Annotated in this window: 18 protein-coding genes; 11 read left to right on the top strand and 7 right to left on the bottom strand. The window is 60.1% G+C overall.

The window, feature by feature from the left end:
* The first annotated feature begins 90 nt into the window (after positions 1-90).
* Together JSS95_11620 and JSS95_11615 are read left to right on the top strand one after the other, a co-directional pair.
* Positions 91-1,263, top strand: a complete 1,173-nt coding sequence (locus JSS95_11620; protein MBS1800465.1) for a glycoside hydrolase family 18 protein — start codon at positions 91-93, stop codon at positions 1,261-1,263.
* Positions 1,263-2,471 (top strand): DUF5009 domain-containing protein, encoded by a 1,209-nt coding sequence (locus JSS95_11615; GenBank protein ID MBS1800464.1) that lies wholly within the window; start codon positions 1,263-1,265, stop codon positions 2,469-2,471. The genes JSS95_11620 and JSS95_11615 overlap by 1 nt, the downstream gene beginning before the upstream one ends.
* On the opposite strand, the gene JSS95_11610 is transcribed toward JSS95_11615, so the two are convergent.
* Positions 2,468-5,146 carry an RNB domain-containing ribonuclease gene (locus tag JSS95_11610; GenBank protein MBS1800463.1) on the bottom strand — a complete coding sequence of 893 codons (2,679 nt, stop codon included), beginning with the start codon at positions 5,144-5,146 and terminating at the stop codon, positions 2,468-2,470. The genes JSS95_11615 and JSS95_11610 overlap by 4 nt on opposite strands.
* A 39-nt stretch (positions 5,147-5,185) precedes the next feature.
* Entirely contained in the window at positions 5,186-6,016 is an 831-nt protein-coding gene (locus tag JSS95_11605) for a hypothetical protein (GenBank protein ID MBS1800462.1), read from the bottom strand.
* A 528-nt stretch (positions 6,017-6,544) separates the two neighbouring features.
* Here JSS95_11605 and JSS95_11600 point away from each other — a divergent pair.
* Positions 6,545-7,258 (top strand): hypothetical protein, encoded by a 714-nt coding sequence (locus JSS95_11600; protein ID MBS1800461.1) that lies wholly within the window; start codon positions 6,545-6,547, stop codon positions 7,256-7,258.
* Between the two features lie 130 nt (positions 7,259-7,388).
* On the opposite strand, the gene JSS95_11595 is transcribed toward JSS95_11600, so the two are convergent.
* A complete protein-coding gene (locus tag JSS95_11595; GenBank protein ID MBS1800460.1) occupies positions 7,389-8,657 on the bottom strand; it encodes a tyrosine--tRNA ligase in 1,269 nt (422 codons plus the stop codon).
* 27 nt (positions 8,658-8,684) lie between these two features.
* On the opposite strand from JSS95_11595, the gene JSS95_11590 reads away from it, so the two are divergent.
* Together JSS95_11590 and JSS95_11585 are read left to right on the top strand one after the other, a co-directional pair.
* Positions 8,685-9,095, top strand: a complete 411-nt coding sequence (locus tag JSS95_11590) for a DUF3253 domain-containing protein (GenBank protein ID MBS1800459.1) — start codon at positions 8,685-8,687, stop codon at positions 9,093-9,095.
* A 118-nt stretch (positions 9,096-9,213) separates the two neighbouring features.
* Entirely contained in the window at positions 9,214-9,639 is a 426-nt protein-coding gene (locus JSS95_11585; protein MBS1800458.1) for an MmcQ/YjbR family DNA-binding protein, read from the top strand.
* A gap of 142 nt (positions 9,640-9,781) precedes the next feature.
* Here JSS95_11585 and JSS95_11580 read toward each other — a convergent pair whose 3' ends face one another.
* Positions 9,782-10,156: a DoxX family protein gene (locus tag JSS95_11580; GenBank protein ID MBS1800457.1), complete on the bottom strand. Its 375-nt coding sequence runs from the start codon at positions 10,154-10,156 to the stop codon at positions 9,782-9,784.
* Between the two features lie 177 nt (positions 10,157-10,333).
* Here JSS95_11580 and JSS95_11575 point away from each other — a divergent pair, with 177 nt between their 5' ends.
* From JSS95_11575 to JSS95_11555, 5 genes are all read left to right on the top strand, one after another.
* Positions 10,334-11,194, top strand: coding sequence for a hypothetical protein (locus tag JSS95_11575; protein ID MBS1800456.1), 861 nt, complete (start codon positions 10,334-10,336; stop codon positions 11,192-11,194).
* 159 nt (positions 11,195-11,353) lie between these two features.
* Positions 11,354-11,893 (top strand): 3-hydroxyacyl-ACP dehydratase FabZ, encoded by a 540-nt coding sequence (gene fabZ, locus JSS95_11570; protein ID MBS1800455.1) that lies wholly within the window; start codon positions 11,354-11,356, stop codon positions 11,891-11,893.
* 6 nt (positions 11,894-11,899) lie between these two features.
* Positions 11,900-12,685 carry an acyl-ACP--UDP-N-acetylglucosamine O-acyltransferase gene (lpxA, locus tag JSS95_11565; protein ID MBS1800454.1) on the top strand — a complete coding sequence of 262 codons (786 nt, stop codon included), beginning with the start codon at positions 11,900-11,902 and terminating at the stop codon, positions 12,683-12,685.
* Between the two features lie 29 nt (positions 12,686-12,714).
* Positions 12,715-13,596 carry a UDP-2,3-diacylglucosamine diphosphatase LpxI gene (lpxI, locus tag JSS95_11560; GenBank protein MBS1800453.1) on the top strand — a complete coding sequence of 294 codons (882 nt, stop codon included), beginning with the start codon at positions 12,715-12,717 and terminating at the stop codon, positions 13,594-13,596.
* 389 nt (positions 13,597-13,985) lie between these two features.
* Positions 13,986-14,528, top strand: a complete 543-nt coding sequence (locus JSS95_11555; protein ID MBS1800452.1) for a redoxin domain-containing protein — start codon at positions 13,986-13,988, stop codon at positions 14,526-14,528.
* Between the two features lie 191 nt (positions 14,529-14,719).
* On the opposite strand, the gene JSS95_11550 is transcribed toward JSS95_11555, so the two are convergent.
* Complete coding sequence (locus JSS95_11550; protein ID MBS1800451.1) at positions 14,720-15,457, bottom strand: hypothetical protein; 738 nt, start codon at positions 15,455-15,457, stop codon at positions 14,720-14,722.
* 182 nt (positions 15,458-15,639) lie between these two features.
* The gene (locus tag JSS95_11545) at positions 15,640-17,478 is read right to left on the bottom strand and encodes a transglycosylase SLT domain-containing protein (GenBank protein ID MBS1800450.1); all 1,839 of its coding nucleotides are present in this window, start codon (positions 17,476-17,478) and stop codon (positions 15,640-15,642) included.
* Positions 17,479-17,666: 188 nt separating this feature from the next.
* On the opposite strand from JSS95_11545, the gene lepA reads away from it, so the two are divergent.
* Positions 17,667-19,469 (top strand): elongation factor 4, encoded by a 1,803-nt coding sequence (gene lepA, locus JSS95_11540; GenBank protein MBS1800449.1) that lies wholly within the window; start codon positions 17,667-17,669, stop codon positions 19,467-19,469.
* Positions 19,470-19,811: 342 nt separating this feature from the next.
* Here the strand turns inward: lepA and JSS95_11535 are convergent, their stop codons facing one another.
* Positions 19,812-20,519, bottom strand: coding sequence for an OmpH family outer membrane protein (locus JSS95_11535; GenBank protein MBS1800448.1), 708 nt, complete (start codon positions 20,517-20,519; stop codon positions 19,812-19,814).
* Positions 20,520-20,598: the final 79 nt, after the last annotated feature.

Genomic DNA, 20,598 nt, shown 5'->3' with positions numbered 1-20,598 from the left:
GCATCTGTAAGTTTACCGGGATTACTCCTCTCGCGCAACGGCCCTCCGCCTTACGAAAATCTCTCCGGATCGGTTAGCCTCATAGCCATCATGAGCTTTATTGCAGGAAAATTCACTCTGCCGCTGTTGCGCGGTGCAGCCCGTATGGCGTTTGCCGCCGCGGTCTTCGGCGCGTCCAGTCTCCATGCCTCCGCTGCTGAGAAAAAAGAGATCATCGGCTACGTCTTTCCACAGGATCGCGTGCTGGCGCCGGCTGAAGTCGCGGGCGGCAAACTGACGCGCATCAACTACGCCTTCGCCAACATCAAGGGCGGGGAGATCGTCCCTGGCTTCTCCCATGACGAAGAAAACTTCGCCATCCTGAACGCACTAAAGCGCAACAACCCATCACTGAAGGTTCTCGTCTCGGTCGGCGGATGGACATGGTCGGGCGGCTTCTCCGACGCCGCGCTCACCCGCCAGTCGCGCGCACGCTTCATCGAGAGCGCGGTGCGCTTCGTCGAGCGCTACAAGCTCGACGGCCTCGACATCGACTGGGAGTACCCCGGACAGGTAGGCAACGGCAACGTCTTTCGCCCTGAAGACAAGCACAACTTCACGCTGCTGCTGGCCGAACTGCGCCAGCGCTTCGACCGGGAGCAGTCGCGCCTGCACAGAACACTGCTGACCTCCATCGCGACCGGAGCGTCCGCAAAGTTTCTAGACAACACCGAGATGGACAAGGTGCAACGCTACGTGGACACCATCAACCTGATGACCTACGACTTCTACGTCGGCGGCCCGGCCACGGGACACGACGCTCCGCTGTTTCACAACGCGGCAGACCCGAAGCGCGGCTCGGCCGATGGAGCGGTTAAACTGTATATTCAGGCCGGGGTCTCCCCACGTAAGATCGTCCTCGGCGTTCCCTTCTACGGAAGAAGCTGGGGCGAGGTCCCGGACGTGAACCATGGTCTGTTCCAGCCAGGCAAAGCGGCCAAGGGTGTCCACTTCTCGTACCCGCAGCTTCCGGATCTTCTGGCGACGGGCTTCTCCCGTTATTGGGATGCAGAGGCAGGAGTGCCGTATCTCTACAACCCGCAGACAAAGGTGTTCGTCACCTACGAGGACCCCCAGTCGCTTGCCGGTAAATGCCAGTACGTAACCGAGCAGAAGCTGGGCGGCATCATGTTCTGGGAGTACTTCAACGACACGACCGGCATCCTGCTCGACGCCGTCCATGCCGGGCTCACTTCCAAAGCCACATACGGAGGCGCGGACTAATGACAACCACCGCGCAGGCGCCGCGCGTCGCCTCGATCGACGTCTTTCGCGGCCTCACGATGATCGTCATGATCTTCGTCAACGATCTTGCATCGATCAAGGGCCTGCCCTGGTGGACCTATCACGCGCCGACGCGCGTCGACGCCATGACCTACGTCGACATGGTCTTCCCCGCCTTCCTCTTCATCCTCGGCATGGCCATCCCGCTGGCGACGGAGCAGAGGCTGCGCAAAGACCCCTCCGTGCTGCGCATGTGGTTTCACATTCTCCTGCGGTCCGCGTCGCTGCTGGTGCTTGGCCTCATCCTCACCAACGCCAGCGCAGGCGATCCCGCATTGATGCACATCGGCACAAGGGTATGGGCCATTGTTGCGCTGCTCGGCGCGATGCTCTTCCTCATGGTGTATCCGCGGACGGAGAAGTATCAGCGCCTCTTCACCATCCTGCGCTACACAGGGCTGGCCGTCGTCATCGTCATGTTCGCGGTCTTCCGCCGCACCACAAGGGACGGCAACGTGGCATGGATCAGAACGGCGTACCCGGAGATCCTCGGTCTACTGGCGTTCGCTTACTTCTGCGTCTGCCTGCTGTATGTGCCGACTCGCCGGTGGCGATGGGCCTCCCTGACATGGTTTGTCCTGCTCACTGCATTCTGTGCCGCATGTACGGCAAGGTGGATCACCTTTCCTTCGCACATGTCCATCTACACATGGCCTCTTGGCAATGGATCATCTGCTTCGCTCGCGATGGCTGGCGTAGCGACCTCGATCATCTTCGTCGGCCCGCACAGCACGCGCTGGCCCTCGTTCTCCGACAAGGCGAAGCTTGCGCTTCCCTTCGCCGCTGCCACGCTGCTCGCGGGCTGGCTGCTGACTCCGCTCGGCATCTCGAAGAACCGCGCAACGCCGACGTGGTGCCTCTACAGCGTCGGCTGCTTCGTGCTGATCTTCACCTTGCTCTACTGGATCTGCGACGTAAAGCGCCGCACACGCTGGGCCGCCTTTACGCACGCGCCGGGAGCCAACACGCTGCTCACCTACCTGTTGCCCGATCTCTGGTACTTCGTCGTCGGAGCACTGGGCATCACCTGGTTTCAGAACCACTTTGCCTGGGGGATCCCCGGCGTCATCCGCGCAACGATCTTTACGGCGGTCATGGTTGCAATTGCGGCGCTATTCACGCGCTGGAAGTTGCGGCTACAGCTCTAGCGGCGTTTTCCCTTCGCCTTCTTGTTGCGAACGCGGTTTTTCGCCTTCCCCTTCTTCGGTTTGCCGGAGCGGTCGGGGCTTGTATGCGCTGCGTCCTTTTCTTTCTTGGACTGGCGCAGCGAACGTGGCGCGGCTGCGTTCGCGTACTCCTCGGGCATCAGCGCGAACTGAAGCCGCCGTGCCTGGCGGTCGATGCGGTCGAGCAGAACGTGGACGTGCTGACCGATCTTGAAGACGCGCCCGTTGCGGCCGCCGACGATCGTGCGATCGGTATCGCGGAAGAAGTAGCGGTCGTCCTCGAGGCTGGCGATCGGCACCATGCCCTCGATGAAGATATCGTCGAGCTCCACGAAGAAGCCGTACTTCGTGCACGAGAGGATGATGCCCTTGAAGTCCTCGCCCACGCGGTCCTGCATGAAGCGGATCTTCTTCCACTCGATCAACTCGCGCTCGGCGTCGTCGGCGCGGCGCTCGGCCTGGCTCGATTCGGCGGCCATCGCGTTGAGCTCGTCTTCCGGCAGCGGGCCTTGAGCGTCCTGCTCTCCCACCCTTCGCTGCGCGAAGGATGGGGCACCCGGACGTCCATGGCTGGCCTTCTCTCCCCAGGGCTGCGGCTCGGTGCTGAGGATCGGAAATCCCTGCTGCTTCGCGCCTGCGCGAAGCAGCGAGCGCAGCAGGCGATGAACGATCAGGTCGGGATAGCGGCGGATCGGCGAGGTGAAGTGCGTGTAGCTGGGCGAGGCCAGCGCGAAGTGTCCGGCGTTCGCCTCGCTGTAACGCGCCTGCTTGAGCGAGCGCAGCATCAGGTACGAGAGGATGCGTTCCTCGGGCTTGCCCTGAATCTTCGCCGTCAGCCGCTGATACATCTGCGGCGTGACAGGAATCGCGTCGGGGACCTCGTGCGTCTGCGCTGCCCTGCCGGAACCTCGCGCATCGCGACGGCCGCCCTTCGTCTGCACGCGCTTGACGGACAGACTTGAGAAACCGAGCGTGTAGCCAAACTGCGCGGCGGTCTCCTCGAACTCGACGATGCGCTTCGGATCCGGCGTCTCATGGATACGGTAGATACCCGGAATTCCCTGCGCTTCAATCCAGTGCGCGACGCACTCGTTGGCTGAGAGCATGAACTCTTCGATCAGCCGGTTCGACCACCCGCGCTCGGAGCGGACGATGGCCTTCATGTTGCCCTCGGGGTCGAACTGCACCACTGGCTCGGGCAGGTCGAAGTCGATGGAGCCGCGACGCTTGCGCTTGGCGTTCAGGCGCAGCGCAAGGTCGTGCATGCGATCGAACTCCGCCGTGAGTTCACCGAACTCTGCGCGCGTCGGCTCATCGCCGTCGAGGATGGCCTGCACCTGCGTGTACGTCATGCGCCGGGCGCTGCGAATGATGCCCTCGCAGACCTCGAAGCCGACGATCTCGCCGCGCGGGTCGATCTCCATGAGGCAGCTCATCACCAGTCGATCTTCATCGGGACGCAGGCTGCACATGCCGCTCGATAGATCGTTGGGCAGCATCGGAATCGCACGATCGGGAAAGTAGACCGACGTCGCGCGCAGTCGTGCCTCGAGATCGAGCGACGTTCCGGGAGTCACGTAATGACTGACGTCTGCGATGTGCACCTGAAGCTGCCAGTTGCCGTTCTTGAGCGGCTCGACGTAGACGGCGTCGTCGAAGTCGCGCGCCGTCTCGCCGTCGATGGTGACGATAGGCAGGCCGCGGAAGTCACGACGCTTCGCCAACTCATCGGGCGCAAGCGTCGCGACGGTCTGCTTCGCGGAGTCTGCCGCTTCGGCAAGGACGTTCGCAGGAAAGACGTGCGGCAGATGGTGCTTGCGGATGACGATCTCGACGTCGACACCAAATGCATCCGGTGGTCCGAGTACCTCGATGACGCGGCCGCGCGCCGGACGGCCAGGCGAGGGGTAGTCGGTAATTTCGACGTCGACGGCGAGACCTTCGAGCGGAGTAAGCGGATTCTCTTCGGCGGTCCACTTACGCTTCTGCTCCTCGGCCTCTTCGCCGAGCACGCGATGCGGCGAGACCGCAGACTCAGGCACCACCTCGTCGCCCTCTACGATGAGGATGGGCTGCGTCATGCGTTCGTCGAAGGGCATGACGTAGTTGCCTTTGGCCAGCGGAAGGTTCTCCCATGGGCTGCGTCGGTGCGAACGCGCGTAGTGGAAGATGCCTACGACGGTTGGGTTGCGGCGCGTGAGGACGCGGGCGACGCGGCCGGAGCGGCGCCCGTCACGTCCGCGCGGAGCTTCATCGACCAGCACTTCGTCGCCCTGCATCGCTCCGTTCAGCTCGTTCGGAGGGATGAAGAGGTCGTCGTCGCGGTTCGCGCTTCCGTTGGGACGGACGAAAGCGTAACCGTCGCGGTGCAGGTCGATGCGTCCGGCGACGAGGCGGTCGCGGGTGGGATGAAGACCCGCAGTTCGTGCAGTGCGCTCGGGTATTGCAGAGGGCAGGCTCCAGTGGTCGCCGTCGATCTTGACCAGGGCGCCGCGCGCGGTGATGCGGGCGAGCTGCTCGAGGAGCAGGCGGCGCTCGCGTCCGCCGCCGAGGCCGAGCTCGCGGATGAGCTGCTTGTAGCCGGCACGCTGTCCGGCGGAACGCTCGATGCGACCGATGAGCTCGCGGTCGGTGTACTTGTAAGGGTGGCCGGACATTTCACCAAGGATAGCGCGGTTCGCTCGAGCGGGCTTCGGTCAGCGCCTGGCGTCGAGCGATGTGGGCTCGCCGCGCAGAAGGTTGGCCGCCTGCTCGAGCGTCGTGGCCGGAGGCGTCTGGCGGAAGTTGGTCTTCACCTCGTCCTCCTGCTCGTTGATGGTGTGGAAGAAGAGCACGTGGCCGCTGAAGTGAATATGCGACTCGGTGATCTGCCAGACCGTGGGCGCGATCTCGCGGCGTTCGATGTTGAAGGTTCCTCCCTGCTCCATCCTGCCGAGGATGCCGTAGCCGAACTTTACGTCGTAGAGCAGGTGGCCTTTGAGCGACTTCATGCGGTTGCCGGGCTTGGTGACAACGATCTCGCCGGCCATGGCGGCGAAGACGCGCGCTTCCATCGAGGGCGCGCTGAAGCTGGGGTCGGGCGTGAAGTCGAGCGTCGTCTCGGTCGGCGTGTCGCTCTTGATGGTCCAGAGAAAGGCGTCGGGCAACATGCGCAGCATCTTCTCGGCGCGAGCGTCGTCGGCGCTGCTGTCCTTGCGCTGTCTGGCTTGCTGCGAGGGGTCGTGGACGAAGGAGTCGATGCGCTGCATCTCGGCGTTGAGCGCGGCGGAGTCGAGCGGCTTGCCGTTCTGCTCGATCTTCTTCTTCACGGAACCCTTGTCGGTCTCGACGACGATGAAGACGAAGTGGCCCTCGGGGCGGATGACGTCGGACTTATAGCGCCAGCGGGACTGGTCTGCCTTGTCGGCGTCCAGCTCCGTCTGGACGGAGACGCGGACGATGGCCTGCGCCCTGGGATCCTGCCGCTGCTGCGCGTGTGCAATCGACCCGGCCAAAGTGGAGAAGACAGAAAGCGTGCAGGCAATCAAACACGATCTCATTAACGTTCGTGACCTCGTTCTATTGAAGTTGGATGCGAACGGGTGGGAATCGTCAACCCATCCCCCCACGTGTTTCCTGTAAAGGATTGATTCAGCTACGCTTATCGGTGGACTTATTCTGCAAAGCATTGATTCCAGATGATTTAGGAAACAAAGCCATGATTCTAAAGGGGAAGGTGCCTATTTTGCATGTCAGCCACTGTTTATTTCCTGCCCTTATGGTTTTAAGCATAGCAAAGTGACTATAACTAATCGGCAACCTATATTTCGTTTGGAATGATAGAGATGCGTAGTTTTTGGGCTTGACAAGATTTCTAAGGAGGGGTCAGTGGCGGCTCGAGCTAAATGCGGGATTGCTCGGCTTTGCCCGGAATGGCACCTCCGGCGTGGTTTGACGCGGGATGACGCCCCTGCGAGTGGTTCGAGCTTCGCTCGGGCAAGAGCGTTTAACGGTGCTCAGCCGAAAACCGTGACGCCCTGCGATATGATCGGCCCATAACTACATTCGGAGAACGAATGAAAGCCGGTTTTCTTTGCCTGTACCTGTCCCTCGTATGCTTCTCGACTGCTACCCCGATGATCGCCCAGGCACCGACCCTGGGAATCCCAACCTACCGCTCTGGGTTGAAATCAATCGCCATTCCTCCGCCCACGCCTGAACTGAACGAGGTCGGCTCCGACTACCGCGTGCTCATGGAATACTTGGCCCCTGATACCAACCGACTGATCGCAGGGTTCTTGCTTGCCGACGATGCTGCTAATCTTCGCGCGAGGGTCGCAAAAGGCGCTTCCCGTTTCGCGCTTGTGGAGACGCTGCGCCGTGCCGAGTTTACTGAGGTGGATGCCACTTCTTTCAAACAGATTTCGGCCACGCTTACCCAGCAATACGGAACCGATAAGAACAACCCGCAGACAGATTTCAAAGCCATGCAAGATGAACTCAACCACAAGCTAAAGGCGCTGGGAGCTACGACCGAAGTTGCGCTCAACAGGCCTGTTCCGATTGGCGCGTTCTTCTCCAAACCTGACGTTTTCTGTTTCGGCATGATCACACCAATTTCAAGTGGAGGGTCTTCGGCCAACATGGTTTCGGCAGTTATCATTCTCCGAGTTCAGAATCGGCTGCTGTACGCCTATCTTGATTCCCGTTATGAAGGTGAAGAGTCACTCAAGTGGGTGCGGAACACCAGCGAACAGTGGGCTGATGCCATTTTGAAAGCCAATCAGTGAGCACAGAACGACAGCATCTTCCCCAATTCGCTTTGTCGTCCACAGCAGCGCGACCAGTTACGAATAGCGAGGAATCTCCCCGTAAACGGAGTTAACGGAAACTTCTCACGTCTTGGATGCGAGGCATTCACTACTCAGTCCATTCAATGCGGACGGCACGTTTGCCTAGGCGGAGGGTGGGCGCGTCGCCTAGCTTGTCGAGGGTGATGGTGCGGTTGGAGAATTTTTCGCCGTTGATGCTGACGGCGTTTTCGCCGAGCTTGCGGGTGGCTTCGCCGGTGGAGGCGGCTAGTCCGGCGAGGACTAGGAGCCTGGGTGTACGGAGGGCTTCGGCGGGCTGGGCGGCGGAATCGGTGGAGGCGGAGAGGCCTTCGGCGGATTTGGAGATTTGGACTACGGGGATGTCGTCGCCTACGGATTTTTGCTGGAACTGTTTGGCCCAGCCTTCGGCGGCGGCATCGGCGGCTTCGTTTGAGTGGAAGTCTACGGTGATGGCGTGAGCGAGGTTCTTCTTGGCCTGCATCGGATGCAGAGCACCTGAGGCGACGTCGGCCTTCATCTGCTCGATCTCGGAGCCGCGGAGGTCGGTGAGCAGGGTGTAGTAGCGCCACATGAGGGCGTCGGAGATGGACATGAGCTTGCCATACATCTCGGCGGGGGGCTCGTGGATGCCGATGGCGTTGTTGAGCGACTTCGACATCTTCTGGACGCCGTCGAGACCTTCGATGATGGGCATCATGAGGATGCTCTGTTGGGGCTGGCCGAAGTGGCGTTGCAGGTCGCGTCCGCGCATGAGGTTGAACTTCTGGTCGGTGCCTCCGAGTTCGACGTCGGCATAGAGTGCAACGGAGTCATAGCCCTGCGCTATCGGGTAGATCATCTCGTGAACGCCGATGGGCTGTTCATCGTTGAAGCGCTTATGGAACTCTTCGCGCTCAAGCATCTGTGAGAGCGTGAACTGCGCCATGAGTTTGACGAGGTCGTAGTAGGAGAGCTTGTTGAGCCACTCGGAGTTGTAGCGGACCTCGGTGAGCTTGGGGTCGAGGATCTTGAAGACCTGCTCCTTGTAGGTCTCGGCGTTGGCGGCGATCTGCTCGGGCGTGAGGGGCTTTCTTGTTACATTTCGCCCGGTGGGGTCGCCGATGAGCGCGGTGGAGTCGCCGATGAGGAAGATGACGGTGTGGCCGAGCTGCTGGAAGTGGCGCAGCTTGCGGATGAGTACGGTGTGGCCGAGGTGGAGGTCGGGTGCGGTGGGGTCGAAGCCAGCTTTGATGCGCATGGGCTTGCCGGAGGCGATGGACTGCTGGATGCGCTCCTTGAGCGATTCAAGGGGGAGGATCTCGGCGGTGCCCTTGGTGATGAGGTCGAGCTGGTCTTCAAGAGATGGGAATGTCGGCATGGTCTGTTTATTCAGTATAAAGAGGCTATGCCGGACAGGGTGAGGAAGCGCGAGCGGGAGACTCCGAAGAAGGAGAAGCTGTGCAGGACCTGCGGGAAGGCGTTTGCGTGGAGTGATGCCCGGGCGCGGGACTGGGATGTGGCGAAGTATTGCAGCCAGGCTTGTAGCGGCTACGCAAAGGGCGAGAAGGCCGCCGAACTGGAAGCAGCAATTCTGGAGCTTCTGGAGGAGTGTGGCAAGGGGAAGACGATCTGTCCTTCTGACGCGGCGAAGAGGGTAGGAGGAACGGGCGCTCGTCGCGATTGGGAGGGGTTGATGCAGCCTGCACGAGAGGCGGCTCGGAGGCTGGTAAAGGCGGGGAAGATTGTCGTGATGCAGAACGGCAGGGTGGTGGATGCGGAGGAGGCGAAGGGGGCGTTGCGGCTTCGGTTGGGGTGAAGGATGGAGCTACGGCGGCATAGGCAAAATGCAGGTCCTTCGACTTCGCTGCGCTTCGCTCAGGATGACAGATTTCAGATCACATCATTACGAGCGAGGGCCCATTATACTCGTGCGCATGGATGCGGAGAGGTTACGCACGATGCTTCTGAAGCTACCGCACGTGGCGGAGACGATGCAGTGGGGTGCGAACCTTGTCTTCTGGGTGGGCGACAAGGCCATCGGTGGAAAGATGTTTGCCCTGGTCGATCTGGATGACAAGGGTGGTCCGGTCATCTCTTATGCGGCTGGCCCTGAGAGGTTTGCAGAGCTGGTCGAGCAGGAGGGTATTCGTCCGGCGCCATATCTGGCGCGTGCACACTGGGTGGCTGTAGAACGATGGGACGTCTTCCGCGCGCATGAGTGGACGCGCGAGCTTGAGGCGGCCCATGCAATCATCTACGCGAAGTTGCCGAAGCGAACGCGCGATGTGCTGGCGATGCCTAACCGCAAACAGGTCGCCGCGAGAAAAAAGAAGCCGGCAGCGATGGGAGAGACGCATTAGCGCAGCTTAGCGTTTCCCAAGTTCCGCCACCTAAATTGAGATTGCAAACCGCAGGTCCTTCGACTCCGTTTGACGCCAAAAGCGCGCCAAACTCCGCTCAGAATGACACGATATTTATGCTACGAACTTTTGGGACACTACACTAGCGATGTTTGACCACGGCGTCGAATTGATGCCAGTAGGAATATATGAGGAAGATCTCAAGCAGAGCAACGAAGAGAGCCAAGGGGAGGCCTTTTGGGTCCATCGTGAAGTGATAGAGAAGAATCACGACGATGATTGGACCGAGGATAGTGAGTGCGGCACCGATGTAACGGCCTATGAGCAGGAACACGCCTGCGATGACGTAGAGCCCGCTGATAAAGGTGATCCAGCCGTATTTGAACATGATGGTGAAGAGGGCTCCCGCGTCTCCGGGTGGCAGCAGCATCGGCAGAAAGTGAAAGAAGCCGTTGAGGCCGAAGACGGTGAAGATGAGGCCGAGCAGGATGCGGGCGATGAGAGTAGCGATCTTCACGAGCAATTCCCCCTTTGAGTGGCGAACTGAACTGTGGACCGTGCTGAGGTTGCACTATCATAGCCGATTTGGATAGCGTCAGCGTATGGGCAGACGTGGTGGCCTGGTAGCCTTCGCTGCCCTGACACATCGGTAGACGTCAAAACGAAGGTGCTTTGCTGGATGACTGGAGTTTCGATGAAGCAGATTTTTTCGCTGGTTCTGGTTTTAGGGATTTTGCTTTTAGGTACGTCTGCTGCTCCAAAGTTGCTGGCGCAGGCGAGCGATATCCCGAGCGCTGCTCCAAGCCAGCCCAAGGGGACGCAGGAGCAGATTGGCAAGAAGCTGATGGACGAGATGGTGGAGGCGCTGGGCGGGCAGGCCTGGCTCGACCGCAAGGACATGCAGGTGTCGGGGAGGACGGCGGCGTTCTTTCGCGGCCAGCCAAACGGCACTGTAATCGAATTCACCGGATGGCGACGGTTTCCCGGCTCAGGACAACCGGAGGCTGAGCGCATCGGCTATCTCACAGATAAAAGCATGATCCTGCCGGGCAAGAAGATCGATGTCGTGCAGATCTACACGACGGACAACATCTACGAGGTGACCTACAAGGGGCGAAAGGAACTTCCGAAGGACATTGTGGCGGAGTACCTGCGCCGGAAGAGCCACTCCATTGAAAGCGTGGTGAGGGAGTGGATCAAGGCGCCTGGGGTGATGATCCTCTCAGAGGGGCAGACGATGGTGGAGCGGCGGATGGCCGACAAGGTCACCGTGTTGAGCGCGAATAACGACGCCGTCACTATCGAGCTGGATGCAACGACTCATCTGCCGCTGCGGCGAACCTTTAAATGGCGCAACGAGCAGTTCAAGGACTTCGACGAAGACGCTGAGACCTACGACGACTACCATACCGTCGACGGCCTGCCGACCGCCTACACGTTGACGCGCTATCGCAATGGCGACATGGTGAACCAGCGGTTCTACACGAAGGTGGCTTACAACCAGGGACTGTCGCCGGACCTCTTCAATCCGGACAACCTGTTGAAGAAGAAGTAGGCGTCAGTTGAAAATGGGGATGGAGGCGCACCCCGATTCGAGGTAGAGAAGCAGATTCCTCCGCTGCGCGGCTGCGCCGCTTCGGTCGGAATGACAATAATCGGCTTTGTTCGCGGCAGCGTCGAAAACGTCGCATGCCGGTTTATACTCAGGGCTGCCATGAGTGAACCGACTGAAAACTCCGCAGTTGCCGTTGCGGCGCCCGAGACGCCTGCGGCGAAGCAGACGATGGATATCAACGAGATCATGTCCATCCTGCCGCACCGCTATCCGTTTTTGCTGATCGACCGCGTGGTCGAGATCGAGCGCAGGCAGCGCATCGTCGCCATCAAGAACATCTCGTTCAACGAGCCGCAGTTCCAGGGACACTTTCCCGACTACCCGATCATGCCGGGTGTACTGATGGTGGAGGCGATCGCGCAGGCCGGCGGGGCACTGCTGCTGACGGAGATTCCCGACCGCGACAGCAAGCTGATGGTCTTCACGGGAATCGACAGCGCGAAGTTTCGCAGGCCGGTTGTGCCGGGTGACCAGTTGCGCATCGAAGTCAAGGTGCTGAACTGGCGCTCGAACGCGGTGAGGATGCAGGGTACGGCGACGGTCGAGGGTAAGGTAGCGTGCGAGGCAACGGTGATGTGCGCGCTGGTGGCCCGCGCGGCTAAAAAAGCTGAAGCCGCAGCGCCAAAGGCCGAGGGCTAGCCGCAGGTGAGCATCCATCCCACAGCCATCATTGCAGAAGGTGCGAAGGTTCCTGCGAGCTGCTCGGTGGGGCCCTACTGCACCATAGGCGCGAACGTGGTGATGGGCGAACGCTGCGAGTTGATCTCGCATGTTGTGCTCGATGGCCACCTGACGATGGGCGACGACAATCGAGTCTTCTCCTTCACATGCCTGGGCATCGCGCCGCAGGACCTGAAGTACAAGGGCGAGCCGACGCAGTTGGTGATCGGCGACAAAAACGATATCCGCGAGTACGTGACCATCTCGCGCGGCACAGTGGGCGGTGGAGGCATCACGCGGCTTGGCTCCGGCTGCCTGATCATGGCCTACGTGCATATCGGCCACGACTCCGTCATCGGCGACGGGTGCATCTTGCCCAACGGCTCTACGCTGGCTGGTCACGTCACGGTGGAGGACTTTGCCGTGCTCAGCGCGAACGCACCCGTGCACCAGTTCTGCACGATCGGCAAGTACGCCTACATTGGAGGCGGAACGACGATCACGCAGGATGTGCTTCCCTACTCGCTGACGAGCGTAGAACGCAACAACCACGCCTACGGCATCAACAAAGTGGGGCTTGAGCGCAAGGGTTTTACGCCGGAGGAGCTGAAGCAGCTTCGCGCTGCCTACAAGCTGTTGCAGCACTCGAAGCTGAATACGGCGGATGCTCTTGCCGCCATCCGAGAGAAGATTGCTTCGGGCGAGTTTGGCGACAAGGTGGCGTACCTCGCCGACTTCATTGCGAAGAGTGAGCGCGGAGTCATCAAGTAATCCTTCGATCAGGACTTCTCAGATAACGAATGACGACGAACGATAAGCTCGGTCTAATCGCTGGTAACGGACGCTTCCCTTTTCTTCTGCTGGATGCGGCGCGAGCGCATGGATTGACTGTCGTTGTCGCAGCGATCAAGGAAGAGACCGACCCGGCGATGAACGATCGCGCCAAGGCGGACGCGAACGTCCATGTGCACTGGATGTCTCTGGGCGATCTGTCGCGGCTGATCGAGACCTTTCAAGCCGAGGGAGTGACGCGCGCCGTGATGGCCGGACAGGTGAAGCACAAGCAGATCTTTTCAAGCATCAGGCCAGACTGGCGGCTGGCGAAGTTGCTTCTCAGCCTGCGCACGCGCTCGACCGACATGCTGCTGGGCGCGGTGGCGAAGGTGCTGGGCGACGAGGGCATCGAGCTGATCTCGTCGACCGAGTTTCTGGAGCCGCTGCTGGCAAAGGCCGGCGTGATGACGAAGCGCGCTCCGGACGACGAAGAGAAGAAAGACATTGTTTATGGGCGCACGGTCGCCCGCGCCATCGCGGGCTACGACCTTGGTCAGACAGTGGTGATTGCCGCCCAGGCCTGCGTTGCGGTTGAGGCAATGGAGGGAACGGACGCTACCATCGAACGGGCAGGCGCTCTGTTTCGCACGCTCGATGCCGAGGACGCTGTCCGCGAGCACAGCGCGGATGGCACGACTCTGCGACGCGCGCTTACGGTGGTCAAGGTTGCTAAACCGAACCAGGACATGCGTTTCGACGTGCCCGTCGTCGGCGTTCCGACGATACGCGCGATGGAGCTGGCAGGCGCCACCTGCCTCGCGCTGGAGGCCGGGCGGACGTTGATGTTCGACCCCTCGGCCATCGTTGCAGCCGCTGACGCAGCGGGAATCGCCATCGTGGCGGAGTAGACTTGGCGAAAACCGGCCGGAATGCCGGATCGAGATAACCCCAGGGGCTAAAGAGTCTGTGTGAGGACTGGAGTTTATAGGTCGGGCTTTCAGCCCTCTCGGTTCTCGGTATTCTATCCATGGGGCTTCGCCCCATGCTGGTATAGCACGCGCCGTTGGCGCTGAAGGTTTTGCTCGTTCTCACACAGTCTCTAAATCCCGCGCATATCCTTTTCAACACGGCTAAAGCCGTGCCCCTAACAAAACGAACTGACCCACGACTGAAAATGTCTCTAAGATGTAACTTCTTCTCGTCCGGACGTAAAATTGCGGTGCACGCCTTACGGGTGCGCGTCTTAGCGGACGCCCGTTCGTCTACTGGAACATGCTTCACAAAAGGGGAAAGAAATATGCGCAAAGGAATGTGGTTCACGGTCATTCTTGGCCTGGTGGCGGCGTGTGGCTTCGGCATTAAGGCCCATGCAGCCGCGGATGCAGTTCAGGTGGGTGCGACAGCGCCGAACTTTACACTGCCCTCGCAGGAGGACAAGCCTGTCAGCCTGAGTGACTACAAGGGCAAGTGGGTCGTACTGTACTTCTACCCGAAGGACCAGACGACGGGATGCACTATCGAAGCTCACAACTTTCAGCGCGACATGGCGAAGTACGATGCCGCCAACGCCGTCGTTCTGGGCGTGAGCCTGGACACGGTCGAAGGCCACAAGGCATGGTGCTCGAAGGACACGTTCAGCTTCAAACTCCTCGCGGACCCGGACCACAAGGTGGTCGATCTGTATGGCGTTCCGGTGTCGACGCATGGCGACATGAAGTTTGCCCAGCGGCAGACGTTCCTGATCTCGCCCAAGGGCAAGGTTGTGAAGTACTGGCCGAAGGTCGATGTGCAGACACACAGCGAAGAGGTGCTGGCGGAGATTGCGGCGGTGAAGAAGTAAAGCTGCACGCGCAAGAGGCGGAGACCGCAGGTCCCTTCGACAAGCTCAGGGCAGGCTCTTCGACTTCGCGGCTGCGCAGCTTCGCTCAGGATGACACCCTTTGGGTGGTTCCAATTTCCTGCAGACGCAAAAATGCCCGGGCGCTCACGAGGAGCAGACCGGGCATTTTTGCTTGCCTTAGTTAGTAGTGCTTACTTCTTCTTTGCGGCCTTCTTGGCTGCCTTCTTAGCCGGAGCCTTCTTGGCTGCCTTCTTTGCCGGAGCCTTCTTCACTGCCTTCTTCGTTGCCTTTTTAGCTGCTTTCTTCGTTGCCAAGGTAATACCTCTCTTACTTGATTTTTTACTGCTTGCCGTGCCCTTCTTGCCGGCTGCCTTTTTAGGGGCAACCTTACCGCCGCGCCGGGCGCCGGCCTTCTTCGCGGCAGATCTCAATGTCTTTTTGGCTGCGGTCTTCTTCGCAGCCTTCTTCGCAGCCTTCTTCACGGCCTTCCTGACTGCCTTCTTTGCAGCTTTCTTGACCGTTTTCTTCGCGGCTTTTTTCGTGGCCGTCTTCACAGCTTTTTTGGTTGGAGCTTTCTTTGCAGCCTTCTTCGCGGGAGCCTTCTTCGCCGCAGCTTTCTTCACAACAGGGGCGGCCGTACCGGCTACCGGAAGTTCGGACGCGCGCATTGGAGGAGTATAGGGTGCCGAGGTCGTCGGGGGTGGAGCAAATATCTTCGCCTCTTCGACGTGGACGCTCTCCTCGCGGCTGAAGCTCTCATGCTCTTCACGCTCGAATGGCTCGTCGTCATCGTCGTCGGAAGATACGATGACTTCCTCCTCTTCGTCTTCCTCTTCGTCGTAGCGATGGCCGAGGTCATCGTCGTCGAAGTCATGATCCTCTGCTGCGGATGCTGCATGGAGCTTGATCGTCTCGTCATCGAACATCATGATCGCTTTTCCCCTGCCTCGCTTTTGACTTCTACGTTCGTACCCGGAGCCCGTCGCCAAACTCTTCTTTTCTCTTGCCGTTGGGTGCGAATGAAAAATTGATTTCGCGCCCGGCACGAGATTCTAGCAACAGAATGCCTCGATGCGCCAGCAATGGCAAGCACTCTTTTTTGCAAGGTAGCTTATCGTGCAGCTTTCGATTTCGATTTGGAAGACGCGGATTTGGATTTTGACGACGATGTTTTCGCCGTCGAAGGCTTCGCGCGCGTCTTCGCCGATGCCTTCGGAGTAGCCTTCGCACTTGTATGCTTCGCCGCCGGCGACACGTGTGAAGTGGATTTCTTAGTCGAGTTTCGCCCGTGTAAACGCGCATGGGGAGCCAGCTTTACCGTCTCGGCAACGGCAATCGTGCGGCCGGCGGGGAGAGCGTTCGACGACGATAACCTGTTCCACCTGCGCAGATCTTCGACGCTGACGCCGAACCTGTCGGCTACTGTAATGAGCGTGTCGCCGCGGCGCACGGTGTACCGGGCTGGATGCGCGGACGCTGCAGTGGCGACCGGAACGACCAGCTCATCGCCTTCGTCGAGACTGTCTCCAGCCGCAATGCTGTTGGTCTCCGCGATCTCTCTTGCGTGCGCATGGAGCACTGAAGCGATCGCCTCCAGCGATTCGCCGGCGCGAACGACGTGAAAGCGCCAGCTCGAGCGCTTGTCCTCGGGAATCTCCTTGATGCGGGAGAGATAGGTATCGCGCGTCCCCGGAGGGATGTGCAGGTCGAACGGAGCATCGTGCGGCGTGCTCATGCGCAGCAGGCTTGGGTTGAGCGCGACGATCTCCTGCAACGATGCGTCGGTCACATCGGCCACAAGATGCAGGTCGATGGGATAGTCGACAGTGACGGTATCGGAGATAACGGGCTCCGCCGGCACTACCTTGTCGAGGCCATACTTCTGCGGGTTCTTCGCCATGATGATGGCAGCGATGATGCCCGGGACGTAGTTCTTCGTCTGGCCGGGAAGATTGCCGCGGCGGTAGAGCTCCCAGAAATCGGCGTAGCCGGTCTTCATCACCGCGCGCTGCACATTGCCCGGGCCCCAGTTGTAAGCGGCCAGGGCAAGATACCAGTCGCCGAACTGGTTGTAGAGCGACTTAACGTAACGGGCATAGGCGCGCGACGACTTCTCCGGATCGAACCGCTCATCGACCCAGCCATTGCGATCGAGACCGTAGGCGCCGCGGAAGGGCATGAATTGCCACATGCCTCCAGCTCCTGAGCCTGCGTTGACGGCCTGCGGTTGAAAGCCGGACTCGACAACCGCGAGATAGATCAGGTCCTGCGGCACACCTTCTTCACGCAGAACCTTCTCGATCATGTCCTTGTACTTACCGGCGCGCTCCAGCGAACGCACCAGATGCGCATGGCCGGTCTGCGAGTTGGTGAAGTAACTGATGAAGCCCGCGACGTAGTCGTTGACCACGAGCGGAAAGTCCGACAGGGTCGTCTTCAGATCGGCCGTGAGCTGCGCGTTGAATGCGGCGTTCGACGGAAACGTGACCTCGTTGGCAGCGTCGAGTGGAGCGGCCTCGAGAACGGGCGAGAGACCGTTGCCCTGCTTGAGCGCTGCAATCTCCAGCGAGTTGATGGAGTCGAGCAGGTGATCGAACTCATCGGAGAGCTGCGGGTCCTTCTTCAGGTCGAGGCCGCTGGTGAGCATCAGGTCGACTGCGGCGTCGAAGTCGGCGCGCGCGGCGTCGAGATGCCCGGCGCGATAGTTGTCGACGCCGCTGCGGTAGGTCTGCTCGACGCGATTGATGAGCTGCTGCGCCCTGTAAGCTCTCGCGGACTCTTCAACCGTTTGCGCTGTGGTGGGCGCCTGCTTTGCCCCAGTCTGTTGAGCGCCGTTGATTGCAGGTGCCGTGGCCTGCGCCGGAACCTTGCCCGGCGCTCCGGCCTTTGCCGCATTGTTCTGCGGACAGCCTGCGAGCAAAGCAAGCGGAGCACATGCCACAGCAAGCATCGTTCGCTTCCATCGCCGCGCCTGATTGTGTTGAGTAGGCCGATGCATTGTTCCTGCTCATTGTATGACGCTGGATGCCAGAGAACCGGAAGCGCAGGCACGGATACCTTCCAAAGATGCGCGGGAGGGCGCGTCTCGACGCTCGTTGCGCTGGTATCATTGAAGGTTGAGGCGTTCCGTCACACTGTATGAATCCCAGCCACATCCGCAACTTCGCGATCATCGCGCATATCGACCACGGCAAGTCCACCCTGTCGGACCGGCTGCTTGAGCTGACCGGCTCGCTGACCTCGCGCGAGATGCAGGCGCAGGTGCTGGACGCGATGGACCTCGAGCGCGAGCGCGGCATCACGATCAAAGCCCACACCGTCCGCATGATGTACAAGTCAAAGGACGGCGACACGTATCAACTGAACCTGATCGACACTCCGGGTCATGTGGACTTCAGCTATGAGGTCTCGCGCTCGCTGGCCTCGTGCGAGGGTGCGCTGCTGGTTGTGGATGCCTCGCAGGGCGTGGAGGCGCAGACGCTGGCGAATGCGTACCTCGCCATCTCGAACGGGCTCGAAATTATTCCCATCATCAACAAGATCGACCTGCCGAGCGCGGACATTCCGCGCACGAAGGAGATGATCGAAAAGTCGGTGGGCCTTCCTGCCGACGACGCGATTCCTGTCTCGGCGAAGACGGGCCTCAATGTCGACGAGATTCTTGAAGCAGTCGTTCATCTGCTGCCGCCGCCGCAGGGCGATCCCGAGGCACCGCTGCAGGCGCTGATCTTCGATAGCTGGTTCGACCCATATAAGGGCGTTATCGTCCTCGCGCGTATCATCAACGGCAAACTCCGCAAGGGCATGAAGATCAAAGTCATGTCCAATGGGCGGGTATTCGACGTGGAGAGCATGGGCGTGATGACGCCGAAGCCGGTCGAGCTGGATGAGCTTTCGGCAGGCGAGGTCGGCTTCTTCGTCGCGACGATCAAGAACGTTGCCGACACGAAAGTCGGCGACACCATCACCGATGTCGAGCGCCCATGCGCCGAAGCGCTGCCCGGCTTTGAAGACATCAAGAGCATGGTCTTCGCCGGCCTCTACACCGTCGATTCGCACGCTCACGGAATGCTGCGCGATGCGCTTGAAAAGCTGCGTCTCAACGACAGCTCCTTCAACTTCGAGCCTGAGTCCTCCGTGGCCCTGGGCTTTGGCTTCCGCTGCGGCTTCCTCGGCCTGCTGCACCTTGAGATCATTCAGGAGCGACTGGAGCGCGAGTACAACCTCGACCTGATTACGACCGCTCCCGGCGTGCAGTACGAGATCACGCTGACCGACGGCAAGGTCATCACCGTCGACAATCCTTCGCGCTGGCCGGACCCTTCAGAGATCGAAAAGATTGAAGAGCCCGTGATCGAAGCCAAGATTCTCACCAATGAGGAGTACCTCGGCAACATTCTCAAGCTCGTCGAAAACAAGCGCGGGGTACAGAAGAACATCGAGTACGTCTCGGAGACGAGGGTGATGATCACCTACGAGCTTCCTCTGAACGAGATCGTTCTCGACTTCTATGACAGATTGAAATCAGTCTCGCGTGGATACGCTTCGCTGGACTATCACCTCGCCGGAAGATGGGTATCGCCGATGGTGAAGATGGATATTCTCGTCTCGGGCGAGCCCGTCGATGCGCTCTCGATCATCGTGCACCGCGACTTCGCCTACGATCGCGGGAAGGCGCTGGTCGAAAAGATGCGCGAGCTGATCCCGCGACAGATGTTCGAAGTCGCCATTCAGGCCGCGATCGGCTCGAAGATCATCGCGCGCTCGACGGTTACCGCCATTCGCAAAAACGTCATTGCCAAGTGCTACGGCGGCGACATCAGCCGCAAACGCAAGCTGCTGGAAAAGCAAAAGGAAGGCAAGAAGCGGATGAAACGCATCGGCAAGGTCGACATTCCGCAGGAGGCGTTCCTGGCTGTGCTGAAGGTAGGAGAAGAGTAGAATCCGCCGGTTTTCTTGCCGGAAAACCGCGCAATCTCAATGAAATTCAGCAGAATCCTTTAACGGCGCAGTAACTTTCATCTGTGGAAAGCCCGCAAGAGCTTCATTTCGATGGCGCGCGGCCTGAAAACTCGCGCAGCCTTTGCGTCGCGAAGCACAACGCTTTCAAAACAATGGGATTAATGAGGAATACCCTATCGCTGCCATTTTGGGATTGCGACGGAAACGGCCGAGATGCTGCGGGTAGCCTGCTCGGCGATTCACAGCTTTTTCCACAGAATGTCTACCCTGGAAACAAAATAAACGAGGTCTCCGCAGTGGAGACCTCGTTTTGCTGAGGGGTTACTTGGCGGCAGGGTGAGGGGTCGTCGTATGCGGAGCTGCCGAGCGAGGACGGGCAGGTGCCGCCGACGGTCCGGACGGTGGCGGAGCTGCGACGCCCGAAGCTGCGTTGTAAGCGTTGACCACCGCGAGTGTGATGTCGATGTTCGGATTCTGGCTCGCCCACATCACGTTGCTGTTCTGCTGGTTGCTGACGTCGAGCAGCAGGGTGTAGCCGTTTTGCGCAACATAGTTCTGGACCGTGGCCGAGACCTTGCGCGCAACCTTGGCGTAAGCCTCCTGCACCTCGGCCTGGTAGGAGTTGTTTGCATCCTCGGCGTCGCGGTTGAGCTGCTTTTCCTTGGTGTCGATGGTCTTCAGGCGGTTGGCGCGCTCCTCATCGCTCAGGGTTGCGGGCGCGCTCTGAAGCTGCTTCTTGAGCGAGTCGACCTCCTGCCCGAGACTTTCGATCTGGGCCCTCTTCGGCTCCCACTTCTTCTGCACGTCCTGAACGGCCTTCTGACCTTCATTGGTGGCGAACACAGCCTGCTCAAAGGCGATCAAAGCGATCTTTGCAGGGATGGCCTGCGGCGGGGGTGGCGGCGTGTTGGCTGCTGAAGCCGCGGGGGCAGCGGGTGCGGGAGCCGGGGTAGCTGCAGTCTGCGCCATCGCAGCGGCAGTCGACAGTCCCGCGCCGAGGGCGGAGACGAGAACAAGGGTGCGGTTCATGCTGTGTTTGATACTCCTTCGGGGTCGTTCAAAGTGGATGCAGCTCTTCGCAATAACAGATACTTGCAAATCTTCAGGA

This window comes from Acidobacteriota bacterium (assembly GCA_018268895.1).
Taxonomy (GTDB): Bacteria; Acidobacteriota; Terriglobia; order Terriglobales; family Acidobacteriaceae; genus Edaphobacter.
The sequence above is the reverse complement of the archived record's forward strand: the minus strand, read 5'-3'. Positions and strand labels throughout refer to the sequence as shown.